This window comes from Bdellovibrio sp. HCB185ZH, from assembly GCF_047302455.1.
Lineage (GTDB): Bacteria > Bdellovibrionota > Bdellovibrionia > Bdellovibrionales > Bdellovibrionaceae > Bdellovibrio.
Genome location: NZ_CP178624.1, coordinates 2,190,370 through 2,216,362 on the forward strand (window position 1 = coordinate 2,190,370; position 25,993 = coordinate 2,216,362).

30 protein-coding genes and 1 tRNA gene are annotated in these 25,993 nt (G+C 44.7%); 15 read left to right on the top strand and 16 right to left on the bottom strand.

Going from position 1 to position 25,993, the window contains the following annotated elements:
• Positions 1 to 150: 150 nt before the first annotated feature.
• Entirely contained in the window at positions 151 to 627 is a 477-nt protein-coding gene (locus ACLSU7_RS10705; protein WP_413291882.1) for a tRNA (cytidine(34)-2'-O)-methyltransferase, read from the bottom strand.
• Positions 620 to 1,222: a gamma-glutamylcyclotransferase family protein gene (locus tag ACLSU7_RS10710; RefSeq protein ID WP_413291883.1), complete on the bottom strand. Its 603-nt coding sequence runs from the start codon at positions 1,220 to 1,222 to the stop codon at positions 620 to 622. The genes ACLSU7_RS10705 and ACLSU7_RS10710 overlap by 8 nt, the downstream gene beginning before the upstream one ends.
• A gap of 238 nt (positions 1,223 to 1,460) precedes the next feature.
• Here ACLSU7_RS10710 and ACLSU7_RS10715 point away from each other — a divergent pair, with 238 nt between their 5' ends.
• The 3 genes from ACLSU7_RS10715 to ACLSU7_RS10725 all read left to right on the top strand — a co-directional run bounded on the left by ACLSU7_RS10715 (position 1,461) and on the right by ACLSU7_RS10725 (position 3,714).
• Positions 1,461 to 1,799: a P-II family nitrogen regulator gene (locus ACLSU7_RS10715; protein WP_413291885.1), complete on the top strand. Its 339-nt coding sequence runs from the start codon at positions 1,461 to 1,463 to the stop codon at positions 1,797 to 1,799.
• 63 nt (positions 1,800 to 1,862) lie between these two features.
• Positions 1,863 to 3,278, top strand: a complete 1,416-nt coding sequence (gene glnA, locus ACLSU7_RS10720; RefSeq protein WP_413291887.1) for a type I glutamate--ammonia ligase — start codon at positions 1,863 to 1,865, stop codon at positions 3,276 to 3,278.
• A gap of 22 nt (positions 3,279 to 3,300) precedes the next feature.
• Complete coding sequence (locus ACLSU7_RS10725; protein ID WP_413291888.1) at positions 3,301 to 3,714, top strand: glycine cleavage system protein H; 414 nt, start codon at positions 3,301 to 3,303, stop codon at positions 3,712 to 3,714.
• Between the two features lie 56 nt (positions 3,715 to 3,770).
• Here the strand turns inward: ACLSU7_RS10725 and ACLSU7_RS10730 are convergent, their stop codons facing one another.
• Positions 3,771 to 4,214, bottom strand: a complete 444-nt coding sequence (locus ACLSU7_RS10730; RefSeq protein WP_413291889.1) for a hypothetical protein — start codon at positions 4,212 to 4,214, stop codon at positions 3,771 to 3,773.
• A 117-nt stretch (positions 4,215 to 4,331) separates the two neighbouring features.
• Between ACLSU7_RS10730 and ACLSU7_RS10735 the strand changes: the two genes are divergently transcribed.
• Positions 4,332 to 5,219 carry a DMT family transporter gene (locus ACLSU7_RS10735; protein ID WP_413291890.1) on the top strand — a complete coding sequence of 296 codons (888 nt, stop codon included), beginning with the start codon at positions 4,332 to 4,334 and terminating at the stop codon, positions 5,217 to 5,219.
• Here the strand turns inward: ACLSU7_RS10735 and ACLSU7_RS10740 are convergent.
• Positions 5,200 to 6,480 carry a hypothetical protein gene (locus tag ACLSU7_RS10740; RefSeq protein WP_413291891.1) on the bottom strand — a complete coding sequence of 427 codons (1,281 nt, stop codon included), beginning with the start codon at positions 6,478 to 6,480 and terminating at the stop codon, positions 5,200 to 5,202. The two genes, ACLSU7_RS10735 and ACLSU7_RS10740, sit on opposite strands and share 20 nt — an antisense overlap.
• 159 nt (positions 6,481 to 6,639) lie before the next feature.
• Positions 6,640 to 6,912, bottom strand: coding sequence for a peptidylprolyl isomerase (locus ACLSU7_RS10745; RefSeq protein ID WP_413291892.1), 273 nt, complete (start codon positions 6,910 to 6,912; stop codon positions 6,640 to 6,642).
• 94 nt (positions 6,913 to 7,006) lie between these two features.
• On the opposite strand from ACLSU7_RS10745, the gene ACLSU7_RS10750 reads away from it, so the two are divergent.
• From ACLSU7_RS10750 to ACLSU7_RS10765, 4 genes are all read left to right on the top strand, one after another.
• Entirely contained in the window at positions 7,007 to 8,050 is a 1,044-nt protein-coding gene (locus tag ACLSU7_RS10750) for an NAD(P)-dependent alcohol dehydrogenase (protein ID WP_413291893.1), read from the top strand.
• A 27-nt stretch (positions 8,051 to 8,077) separates the two neighbouring features.
• The gene (locus tag ACLSU7_RS10755) at positions 8,078 to 8,461 is read left to right on the top strand and encodes a hypothetical protein (RefSeq protein ID WP_413291894.1); all 384 of its coding nucleotides are present in this window, start codon (positions 8,078 to 8,080) and stop codon (positions 8,459 to 8,461) included.
• Between the two features lie 91 nt (positions 8,462 to 8,552).
• On the top strand, positions 8,553 to 8,861 hold the full coding sequence (locus ACLSU7_RS10760; RefSeq protein WP_413291895.1) for a hypothetical protein: 309 nt from the start codon (positions 8,553 to 8,555) through the stop codon (positions 8,859 to 8,861).
• 5 nt (positions 8,862 to 8,866) lie between these two features.
• On the top strand, positions 8,867 to 9,283 hold the full coding sequence (locus tag ACLSU7_RS10765; RefSeq protein ID WP_413291896.1) for a hypothetical protein: 417 nt from the start codon (positions 8,867 to 8,869) through the stop codon (positions 9,281 to 9,283).
• 59 nt (positions 9,284 to 9,342) lie between these two features.
• Here ACLSU7_RS10765 and ACLSU7_RS10770 read toward each other — a convergent pair whose 3' ends face one another.
• A complete protein-coding gene (locus ACLSU7_RS10770) occupies positions 9,343 to 9,846 on the bottom strand; it encodes a transposase (protein WP_413291898.1) in 504 nt (167 codons plus the stop codon).
• Positions 9,847 to 9,909: 63 nt separating this feature from the next.
• Here ACLSU7_RS10770 and ACLSU7_RS10775 point away from each other — a divergent pair, with 63 nt between their 5' ends.
• Entirely contained in the window at positions 9,910 to 10,284 is a 375-nt protein-coding gene (locus tag ACLSU7_RS10775) for a hypothetical protein (RefSeq protein WP_413291900.1), read from the top strand.
• 2 nt (positions 10,285 to 10,286) lie between these two features.
• Here ACLSU7_RS10775 and ACLSU7_RS10780 read toward each other — a convergent pair whose 3' ends face one another.
• Positions 10,287 to 11,012: a tail fiber protein gene (locus ACLSU7_RS10780; RefSeq protein WP_413291901.1), complete on the bottom strand. Its 726-nt coding sequence runs from the start codon at positions 11,010 to 11,012 to the stop codon at positions 10,287 to 10,289.
• 553 nt (positions 11,013 to 11,565) lie between these two features.
• Between ACLSU7_RS10780 and ACLSU7_RS10785 the strand changes: the two genes are divergently transcribed.
• On the top strand, positions 11,566 to 11,913 hold the full coding sequence (locus tag ACLSU7_RS10785; RefSeq protein WP_413291902.1) for a hypothetical protein: 348 nt from the start codon (positions 11,566 to 11,568) through the stop codon (positions 11,911 to 11,913).
• Between the two features lie 63 nt (positions 11,914 to 11,976).
• Positions 11,977 to 12,053, top strand: a tRNA-Met gene (locus ACLSU7_RS10790).
• Between the two features lie 753 nt (positions 12,054 to 12,806).
• On the opposite strand, the gene ACLSU7_RS10795 is transcribed toward ACLSU7_RS10790, so the two are convergent.
• The 5 genes from ACLSU7_RS10795 to ACLSU7_RS10815 all read right to left on the bottom strand — a co-directional run bounded on the left by ACLSU7_RS10795 (position 12,807) and on the right by ACLSU7_RS10815 (position 17,843).
• The gene (locus ACLSU7_RS10795; protein WP_413291904.1) at positions 12,807 to 13,451 is read right to left on the bottom strand and encodes a hypothetical protein; all 645 of its coding nucleotides are present in this window, start codon (positions 13,449 to 13,451) and stop codon (positions 12,807 to 12,809) included.
• A gap of 172 nt (positions 13,452 to 13,623) precedes the next feature.
• Positions 13,624 to 15,009 carry a sigma-54-dependent transcriptional regulator gene (locus ACLSU7_RS10800; RefSeq protein ID WP_413291905.1) on the bottom strand — a complete coding sequence of 462 codons (1,386 nt, stop codon included), beginning with the start codon at positions 15,007 to 15,009 and terminating at the stop codon, positions 13,624 to 13,626.
• Positions 15,009 to 16,772: a sensor histidine kinase gene (locus ACLSU7_RS10805; RefSeq protein WP_413291906.1), complete on the bottom strand. Its 1,764-nt coding sequence runs from the start codon at positions 16,770 to 16,772 to the stop codon at positions 15,009 to 15,011. The genes ACLSU7_RS10800 and ACLSU7_RS10805 overlap by 1 nt, the downstream gene beginning before the upstream one ends.
• Positions 16,773 to 16,851: 79 nt before the next feature.
• Positions 16,852 to 17,430: an AAA family ATPase gene (locus tag ACLSU7_RS10810; RefSeq protein ID WP_413291907.1), complete on the bottom strand. Its 579-nt coding sequence runs from the start codon at positions 17,428 to 17,430 to the stop codon at positions 16,852 to 16,854.
• Positions 17,431 to 17,447: 17 nt separating this feature from the next.
• Entirely contained in the window at positions 17,448 to 17,843 is a 396-nt protein-coding gene (locus tag ACLSU7_RS10815) for an acyl-CoA thioesterase (RefSeq protein WP_413291908.1), read from the bottom strand.
• A 217-nt stretch (positions 17,844 to 18,060) separates the two neighbouring features.
• Here ACLSU7_RS10815 and ACLSU7_RS10820 point away from each other — a divergent pair, with 217 nt between their 5' ends.
• Both ACLSU7_RS10820 and ACLSU7_RS10825 read left to right on the top strand, forming a co-directional pair.
• Complete coding sequence (locus tag ACLSU7_RS10820) at positions 18,061 to 18,504, top strand: GFA family protein (protein WP_413291909.1); 444 nt, start codon at positions 18,061 to 18,063, stop codon at positions 18,502 to 18,504.
• A gap of 230 nt (positions 18,505 to 18,734) precedes the next feature.
• On the top strand, positions 18,735 to 19,106 hold the full coding sequence (locus tag ACLSU7_RS10825) for a hypothetical protein (protein WP_413291911.1): 372 nt from the start codon (positions 18,735 to 18,737) through the stop codon (positions 19,104 to 19,106).
• A 108-nt stretch (positions 19,107 to 19,214) separates the two neighbouring features.
• Here ACLSU7_RS10825 and rpoD read toward each other — a convergent pair whose 3' ends face one another.
• The 4 genes from rpoD to rpsU form a co-directional block, all read right to left on the bottom strand.
• Positions 19,215 to 21,044 (bottom strand): RNA polymerase sigma factor RpoD, encoded by a 1,830-nt coding sequence (rpoD, locus tag ACLSU7_RS10830; protein ID WP_413291913.1) that lies wholly within the window; start codon positions 21,042 to 21,044, stop codon positions 19,215 to 19,217.
• A 13-nt stretch (positions 21,045 to 21,057) separates the two neighbouring features.
• A complete protein-coding gene (dnaG, locus tag ACLSU7_RS10835; RefSeq protein ID WP_413291914.1) occupies positions 21,058 to 22,926 on the bottom strand; it encodes a DNA primase in 1,869 nt (622 codons plus the stop codon).
• A 164-nt stretch (positions 22,927 to 23,090) separates the two neighbouring features.
• A complete protein-coding gene (locus ACLSU7_RS10840; RefSeq protein ID WP_181605853.1) occupies positions 23,091 to 23,537 on the bottom strand; it encodes a GatB/YqeY domain-containing protein in 447 nt (148 codons plus the stop codon).
• An 83-nt stretch (positions 23,538 to 23,620) separates the two neighbouring features.
• Positions 23,621 to 23,821: a 30S ribosomal protein S21 gene (gene rpsU, locus ACLSU7_RS10845; protein WP_088617237.1), complete on the bottom strand. Its 201-nt coding sequence runs from the start codon at positions 23,819 to 23,821 to the stop codon at positions 23,621 to 23,623.
• Between the two features lie 139 nt (positions 23,822 to 23,960).
• Here rpsU and ACLSU7_RS10850 point away from each other — a divergent pair, with 139 nt between their 5' ends.
• Positions 23,961 to 25,061 carry a hypothetical protein gene (locus tag ACLSU7_RS10850; RefSeq protein WP_413291915.1) on the top strand — a complete coding sequence of 367 codons (1,101 nt, stop codon included), beginning with the start codon at positions 23,961 to 23,963 and terminating at the stop codon, positions 25,059 to 25,061.
• Positions 25,055 to 25,993, top strand: a complete 939-nt coding sequence (gene tadA, locus ACLSU7_RS10855; RefSeq protein WP_413291916.1) for a tRNA adenosine(34) deaminase TadA — start codon at positions 25,055 to 25,057, stop codon at positions 25,991 to 25,993. Before ACLSU7_RS10850 ends, tadA begins: the two co-directional genes overlap by 7 nt.

The window sequence follows — 25,993 nt, forward strand, 5'->3', positions numbered from 1 at the left end:
CGCGAGATCACTAGGAAATTCGTAAACCCAGACTAAGGACCAACACAGGGGGAATAGAGCAAAAAATAAATTCAAAAAAATGAAATCACCTTACTTGCATTAATGGATTTTAATTACCATATTGCGCGCGCAAAGAATCACTGAGGTCTCTTAAGTGTAACGACTTTGTCTGACGCCTTCATAGGCTGCGATAGCAACACTTGTTGCAAGATTCAAACTGCGAGCTCCCTCACCAATCATCGGAATCGTCACTGTTTGAGTCGGAAATTTCGCCAAAAGATCTGGATCCAAACCTTTTGTTTCCTTCCCAAATACCAACCAATCACCGTTTTGATATTGGGGCTCAAAGTAAGTGCGTTTTGTTTTTGTGGTAAAGAACCAGGCGCGCGATGGATCCTCAACCAGCTTCCACCAGTCTTCAAAGGTTGCATGGCGATGCCATGTCAGATGAGGCCAGTAATCCAGCCCCGCACGTTTTAGATTTGTATCATTGATTTCGAAGCCCATCTTCCCCACCAGATGCAACTCACAATTCGTAGCTACACACGTGCGCCCGATGTTCCCTGTATTTTGCGGAATTTCAGGCTCAATCAAAACGATGCGGAAGATTTTGTTCGAATTATCCAAGATGTTTAAATACCTCTTGGCCCAATTTAGATAAGGCCAACCTGCGACCCTTATCGACGATCAACTCAAGGTTCATCAGCTCACGATAAAGCGTCAAATCAATAGGTACGATCTCCCGACCTGAAGAACGACCCAGGCGTTGAATATAAGTTGCTTGTTTTTCAGTCAACTTAGATGTCATCAAAGGTTGATCTTCGATTGATTTTTTCCAGTCACCACCGGCAATAACCGACGCATTTACCGGAAGCTTAAGTGGATTTAAGAAATAGGTCCAAGCTCTGACAGGTTCAGAAGAGCCCTCGATGTACACATCGACTTCTTCTCTGGAGTAAAGACTCTTGTCTGAGTCCAATCTGTTATAACCATAAAATTCGTCTAACAAATTGATCAGCAATTCGGAGGCTTTTAACTCCACCAGTTGTCCCGGCACCAAATCCGAGCCACCTTTAACCAGCGCTGGAAAGCCAACTTTTAAGCGATATGCTGTTGCCTTGATTCTGGCAAAGCTTAATGATTCCACGAAGTTCTGAATTTTTGAGTAATGAACCATCCCCTCGGTCAATGATCCATATACGAAAAAACGTGTTGCAGTCATAATCCCCCCGGTCTGACAACAATAGTGGTTTTCCGAATCCAAACGCGCCTAGTAAAACTACACGCGGACGGGCTGTGTACCAAAAACAACTAGAGTGCTCAACCTAGAAACGCTTACTGTTTCGCGTTATTAGAAAATTAAAATTATAAAATTGCTTGAGTCCTTTTTGCATTCTTCCAACCCTTTGTTATCCTTGGTTTCAACGAAATTTAGATATCTTTAGGTAACGACAGGATCCATGAAAAAAATAGAGGCTATCATAAAACCCTTCAAGCTCGACGATGTCGTCGATGCGCTTTCCGAAGTAGGCATTGAAGGTATTACTGTCTCTGAAGTTCGTGGGTTTGGACGCCAAAAAGGGCGCACTGAAGTATATAAAGGTGCCGAATACGTCGTTGATTTTCTTCCCAAGATAAAACTGGAAGTCGTGTTGCCCGGCGCTTTGGTAGACAGCGCCGTCGAAGCAATTCGCAAAACCGCTCACACCGGAAAAATCGGTGATGGGAAAATTTTCGTATTACCAGTTGAATCCGCCCTGAGAATTCGCACGGGTGAAAAAAATGAGGAAGCACTTTAGCCATAGCACACACTACGGCTATTTTTTTATTTTGATTTCAGATTTTTGCAAGGGAGACGCAAAATGACTGCGAAGGAAGCTTTAAAATTCGCCCACGAAAAAGGCGCGAAGATGGTAGACCTCAAGTTCTGTGACATGATCGGAACTTGGCAACACTTAACTATTCCTCTTCACCAGCTTGAAGAAGAATCTTTCGAAAATGGATTCGGCTTTGATGGAAGCTCGATTCGTGGCTGGAAAGGTATCGAAGAGTCTGACATGATTATCAGACCAGATGCTAAAACAGCGATGATGGATCCGTTTATGGAAATGCCGACATTGTCACTGATTTGCGATGTTTGCCTGCCAGAAACTCTTCAGCCGTACGATCGTGATCCACGTCAGATCGTTAAAAAAGCAATCGCCTATATGCAGTCAACAGGCATAGCTGACACAGCTTACTTCGGCCCTGAAGCCGAATTCTTTATCTTTGATGACGTACGCTTTGAACAAACTTCGAATTCTGCATTCTATACAGTGGACAGCAATGAAGCTGTGTGGAACACAGGTCGCGACGAAGGCGGCGGCAATCTTGGATACAAAATCCGCTCTAAAGAAGGTTACTTCCCTGCACTTCCAACAGATACTTTGCAAGACATCCGCTCTGAAATTTGCGCAGAGATGGAACTTTGCGGAATGCGCGTAGAACGCCATCACCACGAAGTCGCTTCCGCTGGACAATGTGAAATCAACTTCCAGTTCGACACTGCATTAAACATGGGCGACAAAATGATGTGGTTCAAATACATCGTGAAAAACGTTTGTATGCGCCACGGAAAAACAGCGACCTTCATGCCGAAACCGATCTTTGGTGATAACGGTTCTGGTATGCACATCCACATGTCTTTGTGGAAAGACGGCAAAAATCTCTTTGCAGGAAACAAATACGCAGGTTTGTCTGAAATGGCACTTCACTACATCGGTGGCGTGTTGAAACATGCCCCAGCATTGTGCGGTATCATCAATCCTACAACGAACTCCTATAAGCGTTTGGTTCCAGGCTTTGAAGCACCTACGAAATTGGCTTACAGCTTTAAAAACCGTTCAGCGGCGATGCGTATTCCAAATTCCGGTCCAAATCCAAAGGCGAAACGTATCGAGTTCCGTACGCCAGATCCAACTGCCAACATTTATTTGGCAGAAGCTGCAATTTTGATGGCGGGCTTGGATGGTATCATCAATAAAATCAACCCGGGCGACCCACTAGATAAAGATATCTATGGATTGCCACCACAAGAAGCCGCTTTGATCCCATCAGTTCCGGGTACTTTGGAAGAATCCCTGGCTAATTTGATGAAAAACTGCAGCTTCTTAAAAAAAGGCGATGTTTTCAGCGATGATTTGATTGAAACTTGGGTGCAGTACAAAATCGATAAAGAAGTTCGTCCAGTACAGCAAAGACCAGTTCCTTACGAGTTCCACTTGTACTACGATTGTTAATAGTTTTTTTCCTGGAGATTAAATGGCATCAGATGACGTAAGAAATTATATGGGCTACTTGTGGTACCGCCAAGAAGATGGCGTGATCACAATTGGTATCAACGAAGATGGGCTTGAAGATTTCGAATCTATCAGCACCGTGGACCTCCCTGCTGAACAAGAGGAAGTGGACACTGAAACTGTGATCGGATCTATCGAAACCAGCGACGGTCCTTTGGATATTTACTCTCCAGTTGATGGAACTGTTATCGAGGTGAACACTTCGGTGATCGACGATCCGTCTCTTATCATGGAAGACCCTTACGAAGAGGGTTGGTTAGTTCGCATCGAATCGAGCGATGATGTCGACGATGAAGATGAAGACGATGATGATGATGATGACGACGACGATGATGACGAAGATGATGAGGATTATGACGACGAGGACGAAGACTAGTCCCGGTCATAAAAAAAGCCCTGGGAGACCAGGGCTTTTTCTTTTTAAGTGATTAACTAAATCGGATTTAAATTTTTATCGTATTGTTTAGGAACCAGGTCCTTTAAAGTCGCAAAGGATTGTTGCAGCTGTTTGAATCGTGGAGTTCCCACACAGCCTTTTTCAACCTGACTTTTTTGCTCGCCCTTTGCCACTCTCAAAGAATAACTTCCAGATGTGCATTTCGCGGTTGAAGATTTCTCAAGCTTTAACAAAACCTTCATCGCCGATTCGCCTTTTTTCCAGTTCTTTTTCTGCACGGGTTCGGCATTCACACGGATAATATCCTGCTGAATATGCAAAGATTCGCGCTCTTTTTTACCTTTGATATCGTAGTGAAAATATACAACACCACGATAAAAATCCGGACCTTTTTTATAAGGCGGGGCTTTTACTTTCAACGGAGCCGCTGAAGAAATCAAAGCCATGAATGTGATGACTGCAAAAACAAACTTACTCACTACCCACCGTCCTTTGCCAATATATGAAGAATACTAATGGTTACAGAAATACGCAACAAGGGGGACCCGCAAGTCCCATTTCTTGACTTAAGCTGAGACCTCACCGACTGTGATTCCATGAATTTCCTTCTATATGCAATATGCACTCTTATCTGGGGCTCCACCTGGCTGGTCATCACTTTTCAGGTGGATTCTGCCTCCCCAATTGCTTCCGTTTTCTGGCGCTTCACTTTAGGGGCGGTTCTGCTTTTAGGTTATTGCCTGCTCACCAAAAAGAAACTTTCCTATGATAAATCAGACCATCTTACGTTTCTCACCATGGGCATTTTTATGTTCTCAGTGAATTATATGTTGGTTTATTGGTCTGAAACTATGGTGAGTTCGGGTATCGCGGCGATCTGTTTTACAGTCATCGTCCCTTACAACATGATCGGCATGAGATTATTCTTTAAAAAGCCAATCACTCCAAAAGTTATAGCAGGCTCAATGCTGGGTGGAGCGGGAATTGTTTTGATTTTCATAAATGAAATTTTAGGCTTGCATGCTAACGAACGCACCATCATGGGCTTGGTGATTGGACTTGTGGCGACCTTATCTGCTTCGGCCGGGAATATGTTGTCGCAGAAATCTTATCGCAAATCCATACCGGTGGTAGTTTCAAATACCTGGGGCATGCTTTATGGAAGTGCTTTCACTCTGTTAGTAGGATTGGTTTTACAACATAGCTTTGCGATACCTTTAACGACAAAGTACTTAAGCTCTTTGCTTTATCTTTCACTGTTCGGATCCGTCTTTGCTTTCGGAGCGTACTTATCGCTTGCGGGAAGAATTGGTGCAGAAAGAGCCGCTTATTCTGGAGTTATCTCTCCGGTGATCGCGCTGACTCTATCAAGCATGTATGAAGACTTTAAGTGGACTCCCTATATCATCACGGGAGTCGCACTTTGCCTGTTAGGAAATATTCTGACGTTGTATTCGCCAAAATCTACCAAGTTGGCGGGTTGATTCCCGGAGGCAAGAAGAACACACCCGTTTGAAACATCATTTCGATGATCGACTGGGAAGTTTTTCTTAAGTCACGACCTTGAGGCGCACCGTTATCCACGATGATCATGCCGTCATCACTGCCAGAGATATAAGTGTGCCCTGGAGAAATGCCTGATCCATTCATCAGAATTGCACCTGTCATTGGCTTATACTTTGTTCCGTCCCAAGCAATCCAACCGGCTTTGTAAAGGGCCATCGAAAAATTCACAACAGCCGCCGTACTTGACCAGATCAATTTATTGCCTTTGGTGGAATTAAAATCATCACTCACACGGTAACCCGCGCGTTGATAAGCTTCACGCACCAGTTCAGATTGAAATTCGGCACATGGCACATTTGAAAATCCGTGACGAACCGCTGTCTGTTGAACCGCGATGGACCAAGCACCGTTAAGAGCGATCTTTCCATTGCTCTCGTAATCCAATGAGGCTTGTTTAGCCGTTGCGGAATCAATCATCAAATAGGATTTTGGAGTTTCCAGGGTGCGATTCACTGCTTTTTTCAGTTCGTTGTAAATGGCTGTCCATTTCGCGCGATCGGCTGAGCTTAATGAAGCAGGATCAACACCTTTGTTGATTTTCGGAAAGCGTTTTGTCGATGATGTCGTATAGCTGAATTTTGGTTTTCCAGAGGTATTATAGTTCGTCAGAAATCCCGCACCCGCTGCAGCTGGCGTGACCACTGCGAAATTTCCTTCAACACCTTGCAGATTTCCTACAATCGAAGCAAAGATAAAAAGTCCGCCTGAAGTTTTATTCAAAGCATCGATTTTACTTTGCGGAAACTGCGAAGCTGAAGCTGTCGGCACAGATACGATTTTAATCGGATGAATGAATCCCGTGCTGGATCTTACGATCTTGCCGTTGGAATCACGATAATCCAGATTCTTTGTTTGATAGTCTTGGGGAACTTCGATCTGCGTTCCTGCAGGTAGTTCCGCTTTATTTTCCAGAATGTTGTTACTTTCATAACGAACACTCATGGCCTGATTCAATAAAAGCTTTTGAGCCGATGCGGTTTCTGTTGGCGTGCTTCCTGATTCGGTGTTTGTGGATTCTGAATCATCAGCGGCATTGCCTGTGCCTGGGTCGACAAGCGAAGCGGTTTCATCACCAGTTTCATCAACTGATGCAAGGTTGCCATTTCCTGGTCCGCAGGCGTTCAAAGCCAGTGCCAAAGCAACAATCCCGATGGGATAAAGTGAGCGAGGTACATACATTGCAAAATCCTCCGTGGTGGGTGTTATTTCCCCCATCGGAGCGCTCACATTTAAAATTTAATTTTTTCTTACTCTCAAAAGTGCTTACCAGTCATTTGTCGAAAACTGTCTGCACTGTGAACGAAAAAAGCTGAATGATGCTTGTGACTAGAGTACGAGCTACGCTGTCCTGCGGATGATATGATACCCAAACCGCGTACGAATTGGTTTAGTCGTGGTTTGTCCAACTTTCAAAGAAAACGCGGTCTCCTCGAAATCAGGGTCCAGCCTTCCTTCTGAGAATACTCCTAAATTGCCGCCGTCTGCTGCCGAGGAGCATTTCGAAAACTTGCGTGCGAGTTCGGCAAAGTCTTTGCCATCTTTCAGTGCGCGCAGAATATCTTCGGCTTCGTATGAGTGTTGAACAAGAATATGGCTAACCTGAATTTTCATACTCCTTAGTATGCCACAGGCTTTCAGTAATTTCACTGTTCATTTTCTGTGACTCCGTTATCATTTTCTTTAACTCACAATCAGGAGAATCTTCATGATTAAAGCAAAAGCCTATGCAGCTCCGTCTGCTAAAGCACCTCTGGCTCCATTTAATTTTGAGCGCCGCGAACTTCGCGATAATGATGTTCACATTGAAATTCATTATTGCGGCGTTTGCCACTCGGACGTCCATCAGGTGCGCGATGAATGGGGTCGGGGAAATTTCCCTATGGTTCCCGGTCACGAAATCGTCGGTTCAGTTATTGCCATCGGTTCGAAAGTTAAAAAATTCAAAGTCGGCGATTTAGCCGGAGTTGGATGTATGGTGGATTCCTGTCTGGACTGCGCCTCCTGCAAAGAGGGCTTGGAGCAATTCTGTGAAAGAGGCTTTGTTGGAACATACAATAGCAAAGAAAAAGACGGCTCACCGACATTTGGTGGTTATTCTAATTCGATCGTCACTCGCGAAGAATTCTGCTTAAGTATTCCCAAAAATTTAAGCTTGGCTGCCACTGCGCCTTTGCTGTGCGCAGGGATCACGACTTATTCTCCTCTTCGTCACTGGAAAGTGACGAAAGGACAAAAAGTGGGAGTAGTTGGCTTAGGTGGCTTGGGTCACATGGGAGTTAAATTCGCAAACGCAATGGGGGCGAATGTCACAGTATTCACTACTTCAGCTTCGAAAGTGGAAGATGCAAAACGCTTGGGCGCTCATGAGGTGATTATCTCTAAAGACATGGAGCAAATGCGTGCTCACATGGGAACTTTTGATTTCATCCTCGATACAGTATCCGCTCCCCATGATTACAATCTTTACCTAAGCTTGCTTCGTCGTGACGGCAACATGGTTTTGGTCGGCTTGCCGGAAACACCCCCGACACTGGCTGCGGGCGCTTTGATCATGGGTCGCAGAAAATTGGGCGGATCTTTGATTGGTGGAATTCAAGAGACTCAAGAGATGTTGGATTTCTGTGCTAAGCACGACATCGTTTCAGACATCGAGATGATTCCAATCCAACAAATCAACGTAGCGTATGAACGGATGATCAAAAGTGATGTGAAATATCGCTTCGTGATCGATATGAAATCTCTTGCCTAGAATTTAAGACCGCTCCAAGCTTAAGGTATGAAGTACTTTTCAACTTTGCTTGCAGCGGTCGTTTCTTTATTAGCATTTCAGTCTTATGCCACAGACATGAGCTTTCGCTGCCACGGACGCGCATATGAGCAAGGCTTCTTTTTTCGTTATTCCGTGGAACTTCATGATAAATCAGCCTCTCGCAGCCGCCTGACCACCAGCTCGGGGTATAGCGATTCCATGGACTATGGCTGGAGAGAGATTTCCTCTGGTAATAAGGGCAAATTTGCCGTCGATTCCCCTTTTAATGAATATAAAGCGTTCCTATCCCAGGAAGGCCGCCATTTTAACCTGATTTTGGTAGATCCGGCGACCAGTGTTCCAGCAGAACACCCTCCTTATGATCGTTTTGTGTGCGTAACAGATCTCTAATTCCCGCGTAAAATTGACAGGTTCGCCACTCTAGGCTCCCCAAATGACCGCAAATTCAGTAAATACCCCTCACACATTTCGGGAGGTATTTATGAAGGCATTTTTCATCACAGCTGCGCTTGTATTGAGCTCATCTTTTGCTTCTGCAGGAGCGATGAAAGAAATCTCCTACATGACGACTGAAAGTGTTCTTGAAACTCTTGGTATCGATGAAAGCATCCTTTCTTTGGATCAAAAATTCACACAAGTTGCTGGTTACGATCTTGCGATCATCACGATGGCTCGCGGTAACTACAAAGTTAAAGGCGTAGCTCCAACTTTCAAATGCATCACTGTGTTCAAGAAAAATTCTGATAATTGGTACGATATCGTTAAAACAGAGTGCGAAACTCTTAAGTAGGATTTATGAAACCCGTAGGTATTTTCTTTGTTCTTTTGGTTCTGGTTATCGCGACAGCAAACGCTGCAACTTGTACAGATGTCGCAACAACAACTCTTCCGAATAATTCTGAAGCCATCAGCGCGTACGAGTGTACTCCTGAACAGGCTGATGCAAAACCGCTGTGCTTCGTGGTCGCTAAAATTTCAGACAACCAATATCTTTATCAAACTGTTGAAGATTCTGTCGTGATCAACTCTGCAACGACGAAAACAGTTCAAATCGTGGGTCTTCATGCGAAATACAGCACAGTGACTGGTGATAACAAAATCACTTCGACATTCTGGCCAAACGCAAGCCTGCTGATCATGGATCATTCTGTTCGCAAGGGTTTCCTAAGCGGATACGAATTGCAAAAAAGTATCAGCTACAGCTGCAAATAATTTTTCGGAATATTAAATTCAGAAATAAAAAAGGGAGCTCTTTAGCTCCCTTTTTCGTTTTAGATGTTCTTTTCTGAACGAGTGAACTTTCTTAGCTCCGTGGGCATTTTCCCTTGAGCCTTGATCGCCTGTGGATCACGCAATTTGATCTGGATCGAGTTTAAGCCATGACGATCATAAAAACGCACCAATGTGTCGTTACCTTTGTCATCGGCTGCAGAAATGGCAAGTTCCATTTCAAAGATCGTACGCTGAGCCGTTGCGATCAATGCACCCTTTTGAATCGACCAAACACCCTCGCCTGTTCCCAATCTGTCGACTTGATAATAGAACTTACCGTTATCAAAGAACACATAGCGCATTGGATACTCGGATCCTGTCTGCATCACTTTAAGTTCATCAATCTTGCTTTCAGCCTGAGGCCAATCGGCTGATGAATTTACGAATTGGTTATAAAAATCCGCATCTCTTTGATGAGCAATCAAAGAACCCGCAGGAGAGCACCCTTGAAGAAGGAAAACGGAAACCACTGCAAATAACGCCGTCACTAGATGTTTTTTCATTCCTCTAGTTTATAAACTGGACCGTTCACGTCAACGGCATTTATGATTCGGTCGAGGTTAGATATGAAATATCTTATGACTTTGATTGTGACTTCATTGATCAGCTCTGTAGCCCTGGCTGCCCCAGATGAATTGTCATATCGCTGTTTTGGTAAGACTGCGGAATTCTCGTTCCAATGGAATGTTTCGTACAACCATGGAACTCTTTTTAAATCTCAATTGACGATCACTTATCCCGGAAACGACGTTCGCAAAAATCCCTGGAAATCAGTTAGCTCAACAAAATTTAAATTCGAAGTCGACTCCCCCTGGTCCCAGTACCGCACCTACCTATATCGCAATCGCGAAGTCAGATTAGCACTTGCGGTTGTCGATCCCGTAACGAGTACGGAACTCGACAACCCACCTTATTCAGAATTTAAGTGTTATAAACATTAGCACTATTTTTTAATGCAATAGTTTACGTAAACGTTTTTCGGGCGTGTTTCGCTACCACTTCCAGCATTGCCGGTATAGGGTTGTACCTTCGCGGCTCCTGAGGAAAAGTTGTTAATACCACCGACAGATGAAACATTTACTGCGCCTGAATTGTTTATCCAAGTTGGATCGTTCTGAAAAGCAACAAGGCTCGACAAGTGATTGTGAGCTTTGAACTCATCCGTTTGAGTTGAACCTACCCCATAAGGATCCAAACCTGCTTTAGATGCAGTACGAGGCCCCGCGTCGATACCATTTCCATAAGACATGCCACGCAAAAACTGACCAGTATAGTTTGGCAGTTTAAATTTGGTATTTACACTAGCGTCTCCGTATATATCTTGAATTGCAGCATAAAGATCTGGAGCATCAGATATGTTTAATTCAGTACCATTCGCCAAAGCATATCCTGTTGGACAAGATGCGCCGGCAAATGCAATTACGGTTCCAGCAGGAGTTGCGTTTGCCGTTCCTCCGCCATTCAATGAAGTCCAACCATTGTTCGGACTATAACCCCAAAATGTTCCGCCGCCTTTAGTTGTGTCATATACAATTTCACCTGCTGTTTCATTTGCCACATTTTCGTAGCCTTTTACGTTTGGTGCTACAAAGTTTGTTCCCAAGTAGTTTACTGCGAATGCAGAAGATGATGTTGATACTAAGGCAACTGCGCATAAAATCTTTTTCACTATAACCTCCGTGTTATTAGTGTTGAGATATTTACAAACTGTTGTTTATTGATCAATGAATGTAATTATTTGTAGTCAAAGGTCGGGAGATTTGTAAAAAAAATTTATTTGCAGACAAATTTGGAGAGTTTACTAGTTGCCGAATTGAATGCTGGTTGTGCTGCCTTTGTCTTTTTCATTCAAGGGCTTTGTTTGAATCAGGCAACATTCATAATCTGAATCACCTTGCTTAAACCTTCTTCCTGAAGGGTCTGTGCAGTTAACGGATGCTTTCTTTCTTGAAGATTTAGCTTTCGCCTCAGCCACCCTTCCTTGGAAGCCTTACATATCAAGTTTTTCGAATCCCGCTTTAACTGGAACTTTCACGGTATGTTCTTCTGCATGGGCCGCGGTCATCAAAAACATTGAGATGAGGATTGTCATCGCTCGCATAATATACTCCCGGCTAATTTGACGGCTCAATTAACTCCCAGAATGTGTTTTTAGGCAAGCATCGGTCGTGAGTCTACACAACGGCTTCGGGTTGCAATGGAATTACATATGGAGGTGGCTTGTGTTTGCTTCGGTACGAACTTATCGTTTCAGCCCCGTACATATTGCAGAGATCAATGAAAAGCTTCAGGAAATGTTCATTCCCCTTTTAGAACAAATGGAAGGGTTCGTTTCCTATAGTTGGATTACCACCCCTGATGGACAAGGTGTCGGTGTTTGTGTTTTCCGCGACGAAGTCGGCCTTCGCGAATCGATTCATCTGGCTGCCGAGTTTCGTAAAACCCACTTTAGCCACGTCGGAATGACCACCCCGGAAATTATCATCGGCACAGTGGGTGCCCATGGCCACGTTGAACCCCATCCGCTGCATGGCGATTCCTCTAAACACGAAGACCGCCCGACTCATTAAGTGGTAATGCGCTGCGCTTTTGCCAATCCACCAGGAGTTTGATAGTTTCAAACTTCCTAAAGTGGGGGGCTAGCTTAGTTGGTTAAAGCACGGTGCTCATAACACTGGGATCGGGGGTTCAAGTCCCTCGCCCCCTACCACTTTTGCGAAGCAAAAGTCCTCCAATTTCAAATTTCCAATTTCTCGTCGGAGTTTGTTACTTCTACTTCTTCCCAGTTACGCAAAAGTGGCAAGCCGTTCTCGGTTACCGCACTCGTTCTTTCTCAAATGAGCGGGCCATTGCTGGCATCGTCGGGACGTTTTTCTCCCGCCATTGAGGCGGAAGAAAAAGTGTGCTTGCTGGGACTGCCTTCGCAGTCGCAGACGCGCACTTGCTCCGCACTAAAACGAGCCACTGGCTCGTTTTACCGCGGGCATAACCTCGCCCCCTACCACTTTTGCGAAGCAAAAGTCCTCCAATTTCAAATTTCCAATTTCTCGTCGGAGTTTGTTACTTCTACTTCTTCCCAGTTACGCAAAAGTGGCAAGCCGTTCTCGGTTACCGCACTCGTTCTTTCTCAAATGAGCGGGCCATTGCTGGCATCGTCGGGACGTTTTTCTCCCGCCATTGAGGCGGAAGAAAAAGTGTGCTTGCTGGGACTGCCTTCGCAGTCGCAGACGCGCACTTGCTCCGCACTAAAACGAGCCACTGGCTCGTTTTACCGCGGGCATAACCTCGCCCCCTACCACTTTTGCGAAGCAAAAGTCCTCCAATTTCAAATTTCCAATTTCTTGGGTTGCTTGCATCTCGCCTTCGGCTTGATGCTTGCTTTTTTGGGACCGGGAGCGGGCATCGGGATGGATGGGATTGGGAAAGAAAAAACCCGCCTTCTAAGGGGCGGGTTTTTTCTTCTTTATTGTGGATACAAATCTAAGTCCGTCGAAGTTGGGACTGATGTTCCGAAGATTCCTGGCACTCCGAAATCTGGTGTTGATATGTTTAGAACTGTGCCGCTTAGTTTACCGGCGTTGGTTACGAATTTGTTGTTACTGGCTGGCAGCTCAAAGTTTTGACATGTCATCATGTATGTTGATTTGCTTTGGCCGTTATTCGCGTTAGCTACGTTGCCTGCATAAGGGCTTGTACCACCGCACGCTGTATTTACGGATGTTTGTGCTGTGTTCGTCCATGTCATCATAGTTGAACCAGCTACCGTGAAATTTAATGGATATAATTCACCGGATACCGAGCCGATTGTGTACGTGCCTGTCGACATATATGCAATGTCAGGAGTTACACAGCTTGAGCCGGAAAACCACATTTGGTTATAGGAGAAGGCGCCGTTTGCATAGAACTCCATATAGATTTTTGTTCTTGTGTTACCGGTGATTGGGTCTGTCGCTACGATACAACCACTTTCCCATTCTTTTGCTAAAGCAGCAGAAGTGAAACCTGAACCTGTGCTTGGTGATGATTCTTCTGATGGTGTTTCACAAGCGGTCAGGGTTGAGGTGGTCAGGGCTAAAACTGCGATCGATTTTAATAAGGATTTCATCATACGTACTACTTCCTTTTTTGGTGGTAGATGTTAAGCCTTCTTAATTATCGGTTTAGTATTATCCTCACTTTAGCGTGTACTCGAAATTATCAATAATAGGCGAGGCTTTTAAGCCTCAGTTGTTTCAGTATGAGACAGTTTATTTGCGGCTGCTAAATAAACTGTACTTTGATTATTTTTTTAGATTTTGCAGTCTTCGTCTGAGATCTCCCAAGGTACTTCTTGGAATTCCTAGATAGCGAGCTGCTGCGCTTTCGCTGCCTTTTTTCTGTAGGGCAAAGTTGATCAGCTTCATTTCGAATTCGTTTACGACGTGGCTATAGCGACCCTCTAAAGCTTCTTCATCAATCTCTTCGACCGCTGTGTTTTTAATAACCTCTTCGTACACAGGGGCGCTTTGTACCAAATGTGGAGTGATGTCCGCGGGTGTAATTTGTGTGTCTTCGGATAAAACGCAGGCTACTTCGATTGCGGATTTTAATTCGCGAATATTTCCTGGCCATGAATAGTTCAACAGCAATTGCTCAGCTTCTGGAGAGAAGGTTTTTTCCTGATAGTGACTTTCGCTTAAGAATTGTTGGGCCAGATCCAAAATGTCTTCTTTGCGTTCTCTGAGGGGCGGCAAGGTGATGGTGAATTTTTTAATTCTAAAGAAAAGGTCTTCGCGGAATTTTTTGTCGGCGATGAGTTCTTCTAAGTTTTCATTGGTTGCAGCGATTGTACGACAGTTTACTTTTTTACCAATGTCTTGGCCAACAGGATAAATATCCCCGCTGCTCAAAGCGCGCAAAAGTTTTACCTGCAAATCCATGCTTAGTGTCGCTAATTCATCCAAAAAAAGATCGCCGCCGTCGGCGCTTTCGAATTTTCCGGCGCGGGATTCAGTGGCTCCGGTGAAGGCTCCTTTTTTATGACCGAAAAGTTCTGATTCAGCTAGATGAGAGGGAATTGCTCCACAGTTCACGGCGATAAAGGGACGGGAGTCATCGTGCTCCAAACTCCACAGATACTGAGCCATGACTTCTTTACCCGAGCCACTTTCCCCGCGAATTAAAACCGAATGACCCGAACCGCGAATTTTTTTTGCGGTATCAATAACAGCCTTAAATGCCGGAGACTTCGTATAAAGATTGAAGGGCTTAACTAACTTCGCACCGGCTTGGTGTTTCAATGTCTGATTTTTACGAAGCAGACGGTGTAATACCGGAGCCTTGCGAATCACTTGTGCTAACATTTTTGCATCAAATGGTTTCACCAGATAGTCAACTGCACCGGCTTTCATACAAGTCTCAACCAATTGAGCCTCATCATGCCCCGTCATTGCGACCACCACGGTGGACGGATAGTTTTTTGAAATTTCTTGAATAAGCTGAATACCCAAACGATCGGATGATTCATCCAATGATAAATCCGTAAAAACTAAATCAATGATTTGCTTATCCAGAATATCCAATGCCTCTTCCATCGAGTCCGCCAAAGCGACCGTGTGCGCGGAAGGAATTTGAGCCTGCATGGTTTTACGAACAAGAGTTTCATCATCAACGATCAGAATGCGCATTAGGAATTCCTTAATCTAATTTCAAACAGCGTGATCCATGGCTTGGGGATCATATTGATTCCCAAGGAGCGAACTTTGTCCTGAATTCTTTTTTCATCAAAATCGGAAGTACAAAGGTAAGATCTTTTACCAATGGCGATCTCCCCTAAGAATTCCAGACCTTTTTTGGCGTCACTTAAATTATGGTCAATCACAATGACACCAGAATCAAGGATCTGTCGTAATTCGTGAGCTTGTTCCAGTTCGGCGATAGAGGAGAAAAAGGATGCCTGCTTTAAACCAGCCGCAATCGCTTTTTCCTTCCAGGCTTTTAGAACATTGCTGTCATCATCCACAAAGGCGATGGGCTGTTCAGCATCCATTTCAATATGTGCAGGAAGCCACGGGGGAGTTTTCTCGCGTGGAAGATGAATGGTAAACGTGGTCCCCTGCCCGACGGTGGTTTTGACAACCAAACGTCCCCCATTCCAATCAATCACTGATTTTGCATGAAAAAGGCCAAGTCCTGATCCTGTGGTTTTCCCATGAGTGAAGCCACGATCAAAAATTCTCTCCAAGACATCAGCCGACATTCCGCTGCCATTATCTTTGATCGCCAATGTCCACTCTTTGCCTTCACTACCACACTGAAGGTCCACGTGTGAAGCACCCGCTTCAAATGCATTATTGATCAAATTGGAAATAACCGTTTGCAGTTCATTAACTTGAACCACGCTCCAGATCTGGGGCTGCGAAGTCAGTCCTTTGATTTTAAGGCTCTCGGAATCTGATCTTCTGACATTCTGTTCGCTCACCACACTGGCTACCAAAGGTTCAACCAGAGTCAGTTTTGGATTTTCTACACCTGTTGATTCTTCAGACTTTACGGAAGCCGCGGAAAGCTTTTGAACAATCCCCGCCACACGAGCAATAGCACTTTTCAGAATCGCCAAAGGCTCCAACTGTTTCGTTTCAATTTGGGCGAGGGCCATATTCATGCTCATCAAAGGACTGCGAATATCATGTGCCACTTGCGCTGCGACCTGGCTTCTGGCCTTATCCCTCTCCGCTTCCAGCAGCTGAGATTGGCTGATCTGCAAAGTTTCAAGCATTCGATTTAAATTGGATCCCAGCCCATCAATTTCATCGTGTGAATCGGCCACGACCGAAACACGCTTGGCATAATTCTGAGAATGAGTGATGTCTTCCAAGGTTGAGTGAATGGATCCCACTTTGCGCAAAAGTGTTTTTGTTAAAATCTGAGACAACAGTAACGAGGCTATTATAAGACCCGCCGCTGTCGCTAACAGGATCATGTGAATATCGCGAATCTCTCTGTCGATTGAGGCTGTGGAAATTGTGGCGACCAAGCGATAAGGAACATCATTTTTATATTTAAACGATGTTAATACAATCATTTGACCGTCAATCCAAACCACACCATCTGGATGAGGCAATAAGGTTTCCAGATCCACGCTATCCGCATAACCATCTTTATTCACATGCCCCAGAATCTTGCCACCTTGATCAACAAGTTTTACCGAAAGATTATCGACGTCGTGATGAATCATTTCCTCAAACAGACTGTTCAAAGTGGGAACATCTTTATCCTGATCTAAAAGGATCAAGGTTTTTGACAGTAGATTCATATGATCAAGATAAGAATCTTCAAACTCATAATTCAGCCGCTGAGTCACCGTGATGTTCAAAATCAGGCTGATGGCGACGGTGGTCAGAACACCAATCCCAAAGATCGTTAGAAAAACTTTTTTGGAAAATTTCATTTGGGACAATCGAGTCATCGCCTATCTTAAGACGACGTAACTTTATGTCAACATATGGCCGAGATGACAGAGAGCCTTTTTATAAGGCTCCCAACTTTTTTAAAGTATCCATGATAGATTGAATCTTTTTATCAAAATCCTGATGAGCCGCAATGCGGGTGAAGTTCGGATGAGCACCCCATACCTTCTCCAATCGCCGTTCACTCTCTAAACTTTGTTCAAAGTTATGAAAGCGCGACTGGTGAACTCCGCCAAAATGTTCTTTCTTGGGTAATTCTAAAAATAAAACATGATCGTACTTTTTAAGTTCTTCATCAATTCGAACGGGAAAATTCTTAAGATAGTCTTCAATGCCCGGGGGCCAAAAAGCAGCACCATCAAGTTTTGCGCGATCCAAAATCATATGCGATGCTTGCGGGTTCTTACGCGCGCAGATATCCTCCAGATTTTCCTGAACCGTTAGAATTGAACTCTGAAAAGCACGGATCTGTTCATTGTCATCATGTGAAGGCGCGGGGAATCCGCCTTTTAACAACACGACCGCACTTTCTGGCACCAAAACAATGTGCTCAAGCTTGAGAACAGCTATAGCGTCCAACGCAGAACTTTTTCCAGATGATGGCGCACCTGTCAGTACGATCTTGTTCATTTTCTTCATAGTGCCCCCGTTTTCTCTTAAATCTCCGGAAACTTAATCGCCGTGGAATTGCGATTCTCGTCAATAGCCACCAAAGTAAACACCCCGGTCATCGATTTAGTACGCTTATCGCTGTACATGTCCTCACAATAAGTGTCGACCGTCACTTCCAGACTGCTCTTACCTATTCTACTGACGTATGCGTCAAGCTCAACAATTGTTCCTGCTGGAATCGGAATATTAAAGTTCACTCGGTCACTGCTCACAGTAACATAGCGCTGCCGGGAAAAACGGGTTGCCGCAATGAACGCTATTTCGTCCATCCAATTCAAGGCCAAGCCACCGTAAAGTGTGTTGTAATGATTTGTCTCTCCAGGAAAGACAGTTTTAAAGACGCGCGTGCGCGATGAACTCTTTCGAAGTTCAAGATCCATGGGTTCCTCCGCGGGATTGTATTCACTCCGATTTCGTCGAAGTCGTGTTAGCTCCTATCAGGGATCGGACTTCCTTTGAAAAGGTCACCGTTGCGGGACAGCGCCAGAATGGCTGCAATAAAGCAGCTTCACTGAACTTCACCTGTGTTAGGAGCTTAGAACGATATACAAACTCAATTTTGTACGCAAGAATATCCTCCATCAACACGGAGGATTTATGTCAGCCAAGGCCTATCATGGAAGTTGCCATTGCCAAAAAGTTCGTTTTTCAGCGACCTTAGATTTCTCAAAAGGTACAGGCCGATGCAACTGCAGCTTTTGCACGAAGGTTCGTAACTGGAGCGTACAAACAACTCCCGATCAGTTTAAATTAATTTCCGGGGAAGATAGCCTATCTGATTATTCAAGATCAGGAATTCAAAACTTTAAAATTGGTGACCAGATGGCACCATATTCTAATCATCACATGTTCTGCAAATCTTGCGGAGTGCGCTTATTTTCTATAGGCAACATTCCAGAAATCGGCGGCGACTACGTTTCCATTTCCATTCCGACATTAGACAACATCGACTTCAAAGAGGCCATGGAAGCGCCTTTGAGATACATGAATGGCAGAGACAATGATTGGTTCCACGTGCCTGCCTTCACTGCGCACTTATAAATAATTTTTTGTTGTTAGCTGACTCTTAACCGGGACTCGAATAAATGAACTGTTCGTTTTTTGGGAACAGACTCGACCACTCGACGTACCGGCAGATAACGAAACATTCGTTCACCGACAGTAAACTTTGTTGAAAAAAATTGTTTGCCCGTAATCATCATGAGTACAGTATTTGGTTAGGCACTGATGTTTAACATTCTAAACTTCATGCTGTTCGGTATCCTAATGGTATGAGTTCAGAGATAACAACTTATTCAGATTACCGCGATTTTTTGCAATATAAGTACAAAGCAGCCAAAGAAAAAAAAGCCAGCTTTTCACTTCAGCACTGCGCAAATCATCTTAAAGTTTCTAAAACCTTTGTGAAATTGGTGTTTGATAAAAAAAGGAATTTTACCTTTCCAACTCTTCCACTTGTGTGGACATTGTTTAAGCTTTCTCCCACAGAGCAAATGCAGCTGACATTTTTGTTCTGCTACACAAATGCCGAAAACGAAATCCTGCGCTCTCATTTCCGCGCCGTTCTATCCGAACTGGAGTCGGGCAAGATCACTCCTCCCCTATTTGCCATTACCGTCGCCGAAACTGAAACGAATGATTAAGCATGGGCTGTTGAGTTCAAATGCAACAGCAGGCATTTTAAGACGATTAGACATAAAAAAAGGGCTCCCATTGGGAGCCCTTTAATTTTCTAATTATCTAGAATCAAACTATCCGTCTACGAAAGACTTAAGTTTATTACTGCGAGAAGGATGACGAAGCTTACGAAGAGCTTTCGCCTCGATCTGACGGATACGTTCACGAGTTACGTTAAAGTCCTGACCTACTTCTTCCAAAGTGTGGTCGGCTTCTTCACCGATACCGAAACGCATACGAAGAACTTTTTCTTCTCTCGGAGTCAAAGTCGCAAGAACACGGCGAGTTTGTTCCGCCAAGTTCAAGTTAACAATCGCCTCTGCAGGGTTGATAACTTTTTTGTCCTCGATAAAGTCGCCCAAGTGCGAATCTTCTTCTTCACCCACCGGAGTTTCCAAAGAGATTGGTTCTTTTGCGATTTTAAGAACTTTACGAACTTTATCTACCGGCATGTCCATTTTATCTGCGATCTCTTCCGGAGTTGGTTCACGACCAAGCTCTTGGATCAAGTAACGAGATGTACGAACAAGCTTATTGATAGTTTCAATCATGTGAACAGGGATACGGATCGTACGCGCCTGATCGGCAATAGCACGAGTGATCGCCTGACGGATCCACCAAGTCGCATATGTCGAGAATTTGTAACCACGACGATATTCGAACTTATCAACCGCTTTCATCAAACCGATGTTACCTTCCTGGATTAGATCCAAGAATTGAAGACCGCGGTTTGTGTACTTCTTAGCGATAGATACAACTAGACGTAGATTCGCTTCAACCAATTCAGATTTCGCTGCATCGGCCTCACGCTCACCTTTCCAGATAGCTGTGTATGTTTCCTTCACCCATGTGTGATTCATCTCAGTTTCAGAGTCCAAACGTTTGATACGGACTTCTGCTTCTTGAGCTTGCAACACATAAGATCTGAATTTTTGATAGTTAAGACCTGTATCACGAGTCATGCGTGTCAGTTCTTTTTCATTGCTTTCAACAAGCTTCATACGCTCGCTCATGGAAGCAACGTCTTTAGAGAACGTACGCTCAACACCGTCTTTGATACGACGACGGAGAGTACCGATACGGTTCACCAAGTTTTTGAACTTGATCACAACACGATTGATCGTTTTACGGTTAAAGTTCACAGATTCGAACACCGCCATCAAAGTGTCATTCATCGCAACAAGTTCTTTCATTGCTGCCTGACGAGCCGGCGTGTTTGTTTCTTCTCTACGAAGAACTTCGAACTGTTTTACGGCTGCCTTTTGGTATTCCGTAACTTTACCGATCAATTCGTGAATTTTATCGATGTATTCCTTTTCATCGTACTGAGTTTCTTCATCCTCAAGACCACGGAAGATCGATTTAACTTTGATACGGCCTTCATCAAGACGCTTACCAAGTTGAATGATCTCGTAAGTACCTAGAGGTGACAAAAGGATCGCACGAACGATTTCACGCTCCCCTTTTTCAATACGACGAGCAATCTCAACCTCACCCTCACGAGTTAGTAGAGATACGGAACCCATTTTACGCAAATACAAGCGAACAGGGTCGTTACCCTTAACGTCTTCGCTTTCTGCTTTTTCTTCTTCATCTACTTCTTCGTCCTCAGAATCAGGGCTTTCCAGGAAGTTTCCTTCACCCTCTTCTTCTTTCGAAGTTTCAGACAAGTCTGAAATAACTACACCCGCGCCTTCAAGGCCATGCATGAACTGGTCCAATGCAGCTGGGGCAATGATTTCAGGTGGAAGAAGGTCGTTGATCTCTTCGATCGTCAACGCACCCTTTTCCTTCGCAAGCTTCAGGAATTTCTGGATTTCTTCTTTAACCAGAGCTTCCTGTTCCTGCAAAGAAAGAACCTTTACGGGTTCTTTCTCTTGTTTGTTTGGTAGGTTTTGTTTCATCAATGACCCGCCTTTATCCTTTATTCAGAGATAGTCGATCTCTGTGTGCCTTCATAATCTGTTCCAACTTTTCAGAGCTTGGCTCGGACTTTAATTCCAGAGCCAATTGCTTTGCTTGATCGCGCAAGAAATTGTCGCGCACGCGCTTAAAGCAATCGCGCAGAAGCTTCGCCTCCGCTTCTTCATCAAACCCGGGGTCACCTTCACTGGCTGGTGCCTCTAAGAATAATAATTCGGGCTGATCTACATAGGAGACAAGGAGACTGGTCAATTTATCAAACTTATTTAAGTCTTGTCTATACACATCAGTCGCTTTTTCCAGGATCTTTTTCACTCCGGGATGAGCGATACTTGCCAGCACATTTTCATTCACAAATTGCTCAAAACTGGCACGACTTTTGAGTACCAATCCTAATAGCATTGCTTCCGCTTTTGAGGCTCCTTTGAGGGTGATTTTGCCACCTTCTACAGAGTCAGACGCCTGCGGACCCACTGCTGGGTTAGCTTGTTGAGCGTTCTGATTTGGCTGCACCGTCCTAGAGAAATTACTGCGGTTTTGCGAATATACAGGGCCACTGCTTTGCAATCCCACAGCCTGACGGAGCCATGGCAGGGTCACTGCCATCTTTTGTGCGGCCTCAGCCAAGTACAAATCGCGCAAACGCTGATCCGGAATAATCTCAAACATCGGCTTTAATTTATCAGCGAGCTTAACCTTTTCAGGAGCGTCGCCACGGTAACCCTCCATCCAACGATTCAAGATCAAGACAAACAAGTCAGGCGCACGATCTAATTCGACCTTTAAGGCCTCTGCACCGTACTTCTTAACGTAATCATCAGGGTCCATGTTATTTGGTAACGTAAGTCCCTTAGGATACAAATCAGCCGCCAAGAGGATTGGAAGACTGCGCTCGGCCGCCTCCATCCCTGCGGAGTCACCGTCAAAAAGTGCCACCACGTTGCGGGTCATACGCTTTAGCATCTTGCCATGCTCTGGAGTCAAAGCCGTTCCCATAGTCGCCACAGAGTTTCTGATGCCCGCTTGGTAAAGGGACACCAGATCCATATACCCCTCTACAATAAGGGCTTGGTCCTCAGAACGAATATAGCGAGCTGTCTGCGACAATCCGTAAAGCACACGCCCTTTAATGAAGACTGGCGTTTCGGGAGAGTTCAGATACTTGGGCTCGGTCTCTTTTTTCTCTAAGTAACGTCCACCGAACGCAATAGGCTCGCCCATCGCAGAGAAGATCGGGAACATCAGGCGATCACGGAAAAGATCGAAATAACCTGGTTTACCGTTACGAGCTTTTACCAGGCGTGCTTCTTCAGCGAGAGCCATCGGTACTTGCTTGCTTTGCAAAACGCGCTCTAAACCATCCCATTCGGCAATCGCGTAACCGATACCGAAAGTGTCGATCACTTCCTGAGAAAGGCCACGACTGGCGATATATTTCTTAACCGGATGATCGTTAGAGACGCGACGAAGTTGCTCTGAAAAATAATCAGCAGCGAGCTTATTTACTTTTAACAACGACTTCTTTTTATCCGCCGCTTGGTCACGTTGCGGGTCATTTGCTTCTGGAGCTGGAATCGGAATGCTGGCGCGGTTTGCAAGGTACTCGACAGCCTCAGGGAAACTCATGCCCTGATATTCGCGCAGAAATGAAAACAAGTTACCGCTCTTGTGACAACCAAAGCAGTGATAGACTTGCTTTACTTCTGAAACAGAGAAGGACGGCGTTTTTTCAACGTGATCCGGAAATGGACAACGACCCATCAGGCCACTGCCACTCTGTTTTAGCTGTGTGTATTGGGAGATAATATCGACGAGGTTATTACCCTCGGACACTCTCTCAATAAAGTCTTGGGAAAAACGCATGTACCTTCCAAAGTTTTGTTCAGTTTTTACCTTCAGGAACTCACTGAACATGAGTCCCCGCAGGCTTTAGGCAAGGTCCAATCAGGTAACAGTTCCCTTTTAGGAATGCTGTGCGCCCAAAGGGCTGCGCTGCATTCCTAAAAGGGAACTGTTACCTCGGGGAGCTAGGCTAGTTTGGCTTTAATTACTTCGCTAACAATTTTGTTGTCAGCAGCGCCATTAGCACGAGCGATAACTTCTTTCATCACTGGGCCCATGTCTTTCACAGTTTTAGCGCCAGTTGCAGCGATAACTTCTGTTACTAGAGCTTCGATTTGCTCGCGGCTCATTTGAGTCGGCAAATAAACTTCCAACACTTTCAATTCAGCAGATTCTTGGTCTACCAGATCCTGGCGGCCCGCTTGCTGAAATTGATCGATGGATTCTTTGCGTTGCTTAACTAGTTTTTTAACGACGTTCATCACTTCTTCCGGAGTGATTGGGTCTGGGCGCATATCGATTTCACGATTTTTGATCGCAGCTTGCAGTCCACGAAGTGCTGTCAGCTTAAGTGATTCTTTTGCGATCATTGCGGCTTTAACATCAGCCATGATTTTGTCTCTGATTTCCATGAAAACTCCCTATGGTGATTATGACAAAAGGCGACTTTGTGGGTCGCCTCTTGTGAGATTAAAACTAATAATTCAATGAAGAACTATTCGCCCCAACCTTTACGAGATTTCTTAACAGCGCGCTTACGAGCTGCGATAGATTTCTTTTTAAGTCTTACAGAAGGTTTTTCGAAGTGTTCGCGTTTTTTAACTTCAGAAAGAATACCTGCTTTTTCGCAAGATTTTTTGAATTTACGGAACGCTGATTCAAAAGACTCACCGTCTTTGATTTTAACCATTGCCACGACAATCACCTACCTTCCAATGTGGTCGAAGAGAGAAATAAGAATGAGAGTGTATAACAAAGTGGCAACAGAGGGGCAACCCCTCGAGGTCTTAACGCGATGAATTATAAAGTTTCCTGGGTGCATTCATCCTTCAACTATGTTTATCGTTCTGCCCATGAAACTTATCTGCCTGATATCATTAGCATTATTGGTAACTCCGGGAGCTTTCGCTCAGACCTCGAAACCGTCTAAAACTTCAGATTGGGCCACTCACCTGGCTCCAGATTTCGTGATTGGCACTCCACCAGCTCTGAAAATGGCTCCCAAACTGCTTTCCGTCCCGGTTGCAGAGGGCGATTGTAAAACGCGAATCGCCCAGATCACATGCAGTGTAAAAGACCCGCAAGATCCCAATTGCGGGAAGGTCAATCACAAGGCCATCGAAAATCTGGAATATCTTTACGACATCCTTCAAAAACCACTGAAGAAAATGTTCTGCTCTCTTCCCCGCATTTTCATCGTCGATAAAATGGAATCTTTGGCAATGGCAGGTATGGGTCACGAAGGTGCTGCATTTATGTTTGTGAGTCGTGAACTTGTCGAAAAAGATATCGATCCAGACGCGGTGTTTGGGTGGAAGGAACAAAAAATCTTTGGCTCACAACTGCCACGCTATGAGGTTGGGAAAGAAGGACCTCAGGTTTGGATTAAAAGCAAATCACCTTTGCAAACGCTGCAATACGTGGTCACTCATGAGTTCGCGCACATCTTAGATTTTATGAATGGCGCGAACAGATTCGCATGCGCTCCTGGTAAGAGCTGCCCGCCTGCAAATACTCCGGAAGAGTATGAAGCGAACATGAAAAACATGATTCCTGCAGTGGATTCATGGGGTGCTTTCAGCTGGAAAAATCCACTTGAACCCAATCAGCAAAATATGTTTCCACTGTGGAAGAAACTTTGTTTTTACGGTTGCGATGGTCGAGATATCATGAAGCCCGCAGATATGTTCGATTTCTATTTTCAATTCGACCGTACGAACTTCGTCACAACTTACGCAGCAACGAATCCGTGGGATGATTTTGCAGAAAGCACAACCTTTTATTTCATGGCTAACGCCGATTACGATCTGCAATATCGTGTCAGCACAGGCAAGGCGATATTTTTCTGGGAGTGGCGTTGGGATCAATTCACGAAAAAGAATAATTGGATTGAGCTTTTCTATGAGGGTGATCTAAAATATCCCCAATTATGGTGAGTTCCCAGAAGAGTTCCGACCAAGATGAAAAATGGATGCGTAAAGCTTTAAACCTTGCGCACAAAGCAGCAAAGAACGGCGAAGTTCCAATTGGTGCCGTTCTTGTTTCTCCCAATGGAGAACTTCTTTCCCAAGCCGCGAACGTTCGCGAAACTCTTCATACTCCTCTGGGCCATGCAGAACTTTTGTGTTTGCACAGAGCCGCTAAAAAACTTCAGTCGTGGCGGTTAGAAGACTGCACACTGTATGTCACACTTGAACCTTGTGTAATGTGCGCTGGCGCGATTCAACAAGCGCGCGTGGGCCGTGTGGTTTATGCCGCCAAGGACTCCAAGGGTGGAGCGGTTGAAAGCTTGTATGAAGTTTTATCTGACGCGCGATTAAATCATCAGGTAAAGATTACGACGGGAGTTCTTGAGAAAGAATGTTCCGAGTTGATTTCTGGCTTCTTCCAAAACCGCCGTGATGAACAAAAACAACTGAAGTCTGAAAAAGTTTATCGTCATCGCGCCTCAGCAGTCGTTGTTTATAAAAATAAGATTTTGGGATTCCATGCAGAAGATCCGGTTTCGCAAAAGAAATATTTCTTCTTACCCGGTGGGATGATTGATCCTGGCGAAAATGCTGCAACCACAGCTGTACGTGAAGCCAAAGAAGAAACTGATTATCAGATCAAAGTATTTCCCGAGACTGAGTTCAGAAGAAAATATGACTTCACTTGGAATGGAAAAAATCAGCCATGTGATACGGTATTTTATCTCGCCACTCTGAATGAACCTTGGCACGAAGTGCGCGCCGTTCAAGATGCAGACTATCATCGTGGAGTCGCGTGGATTGACCTAAAAAATGTTGATCGCGTCTTTGCCTACGATAAAGATATCCTGTGGGCCGTGCAAAAGCTCACTAAGACCGCTCGAAAAATGAAACTCTAG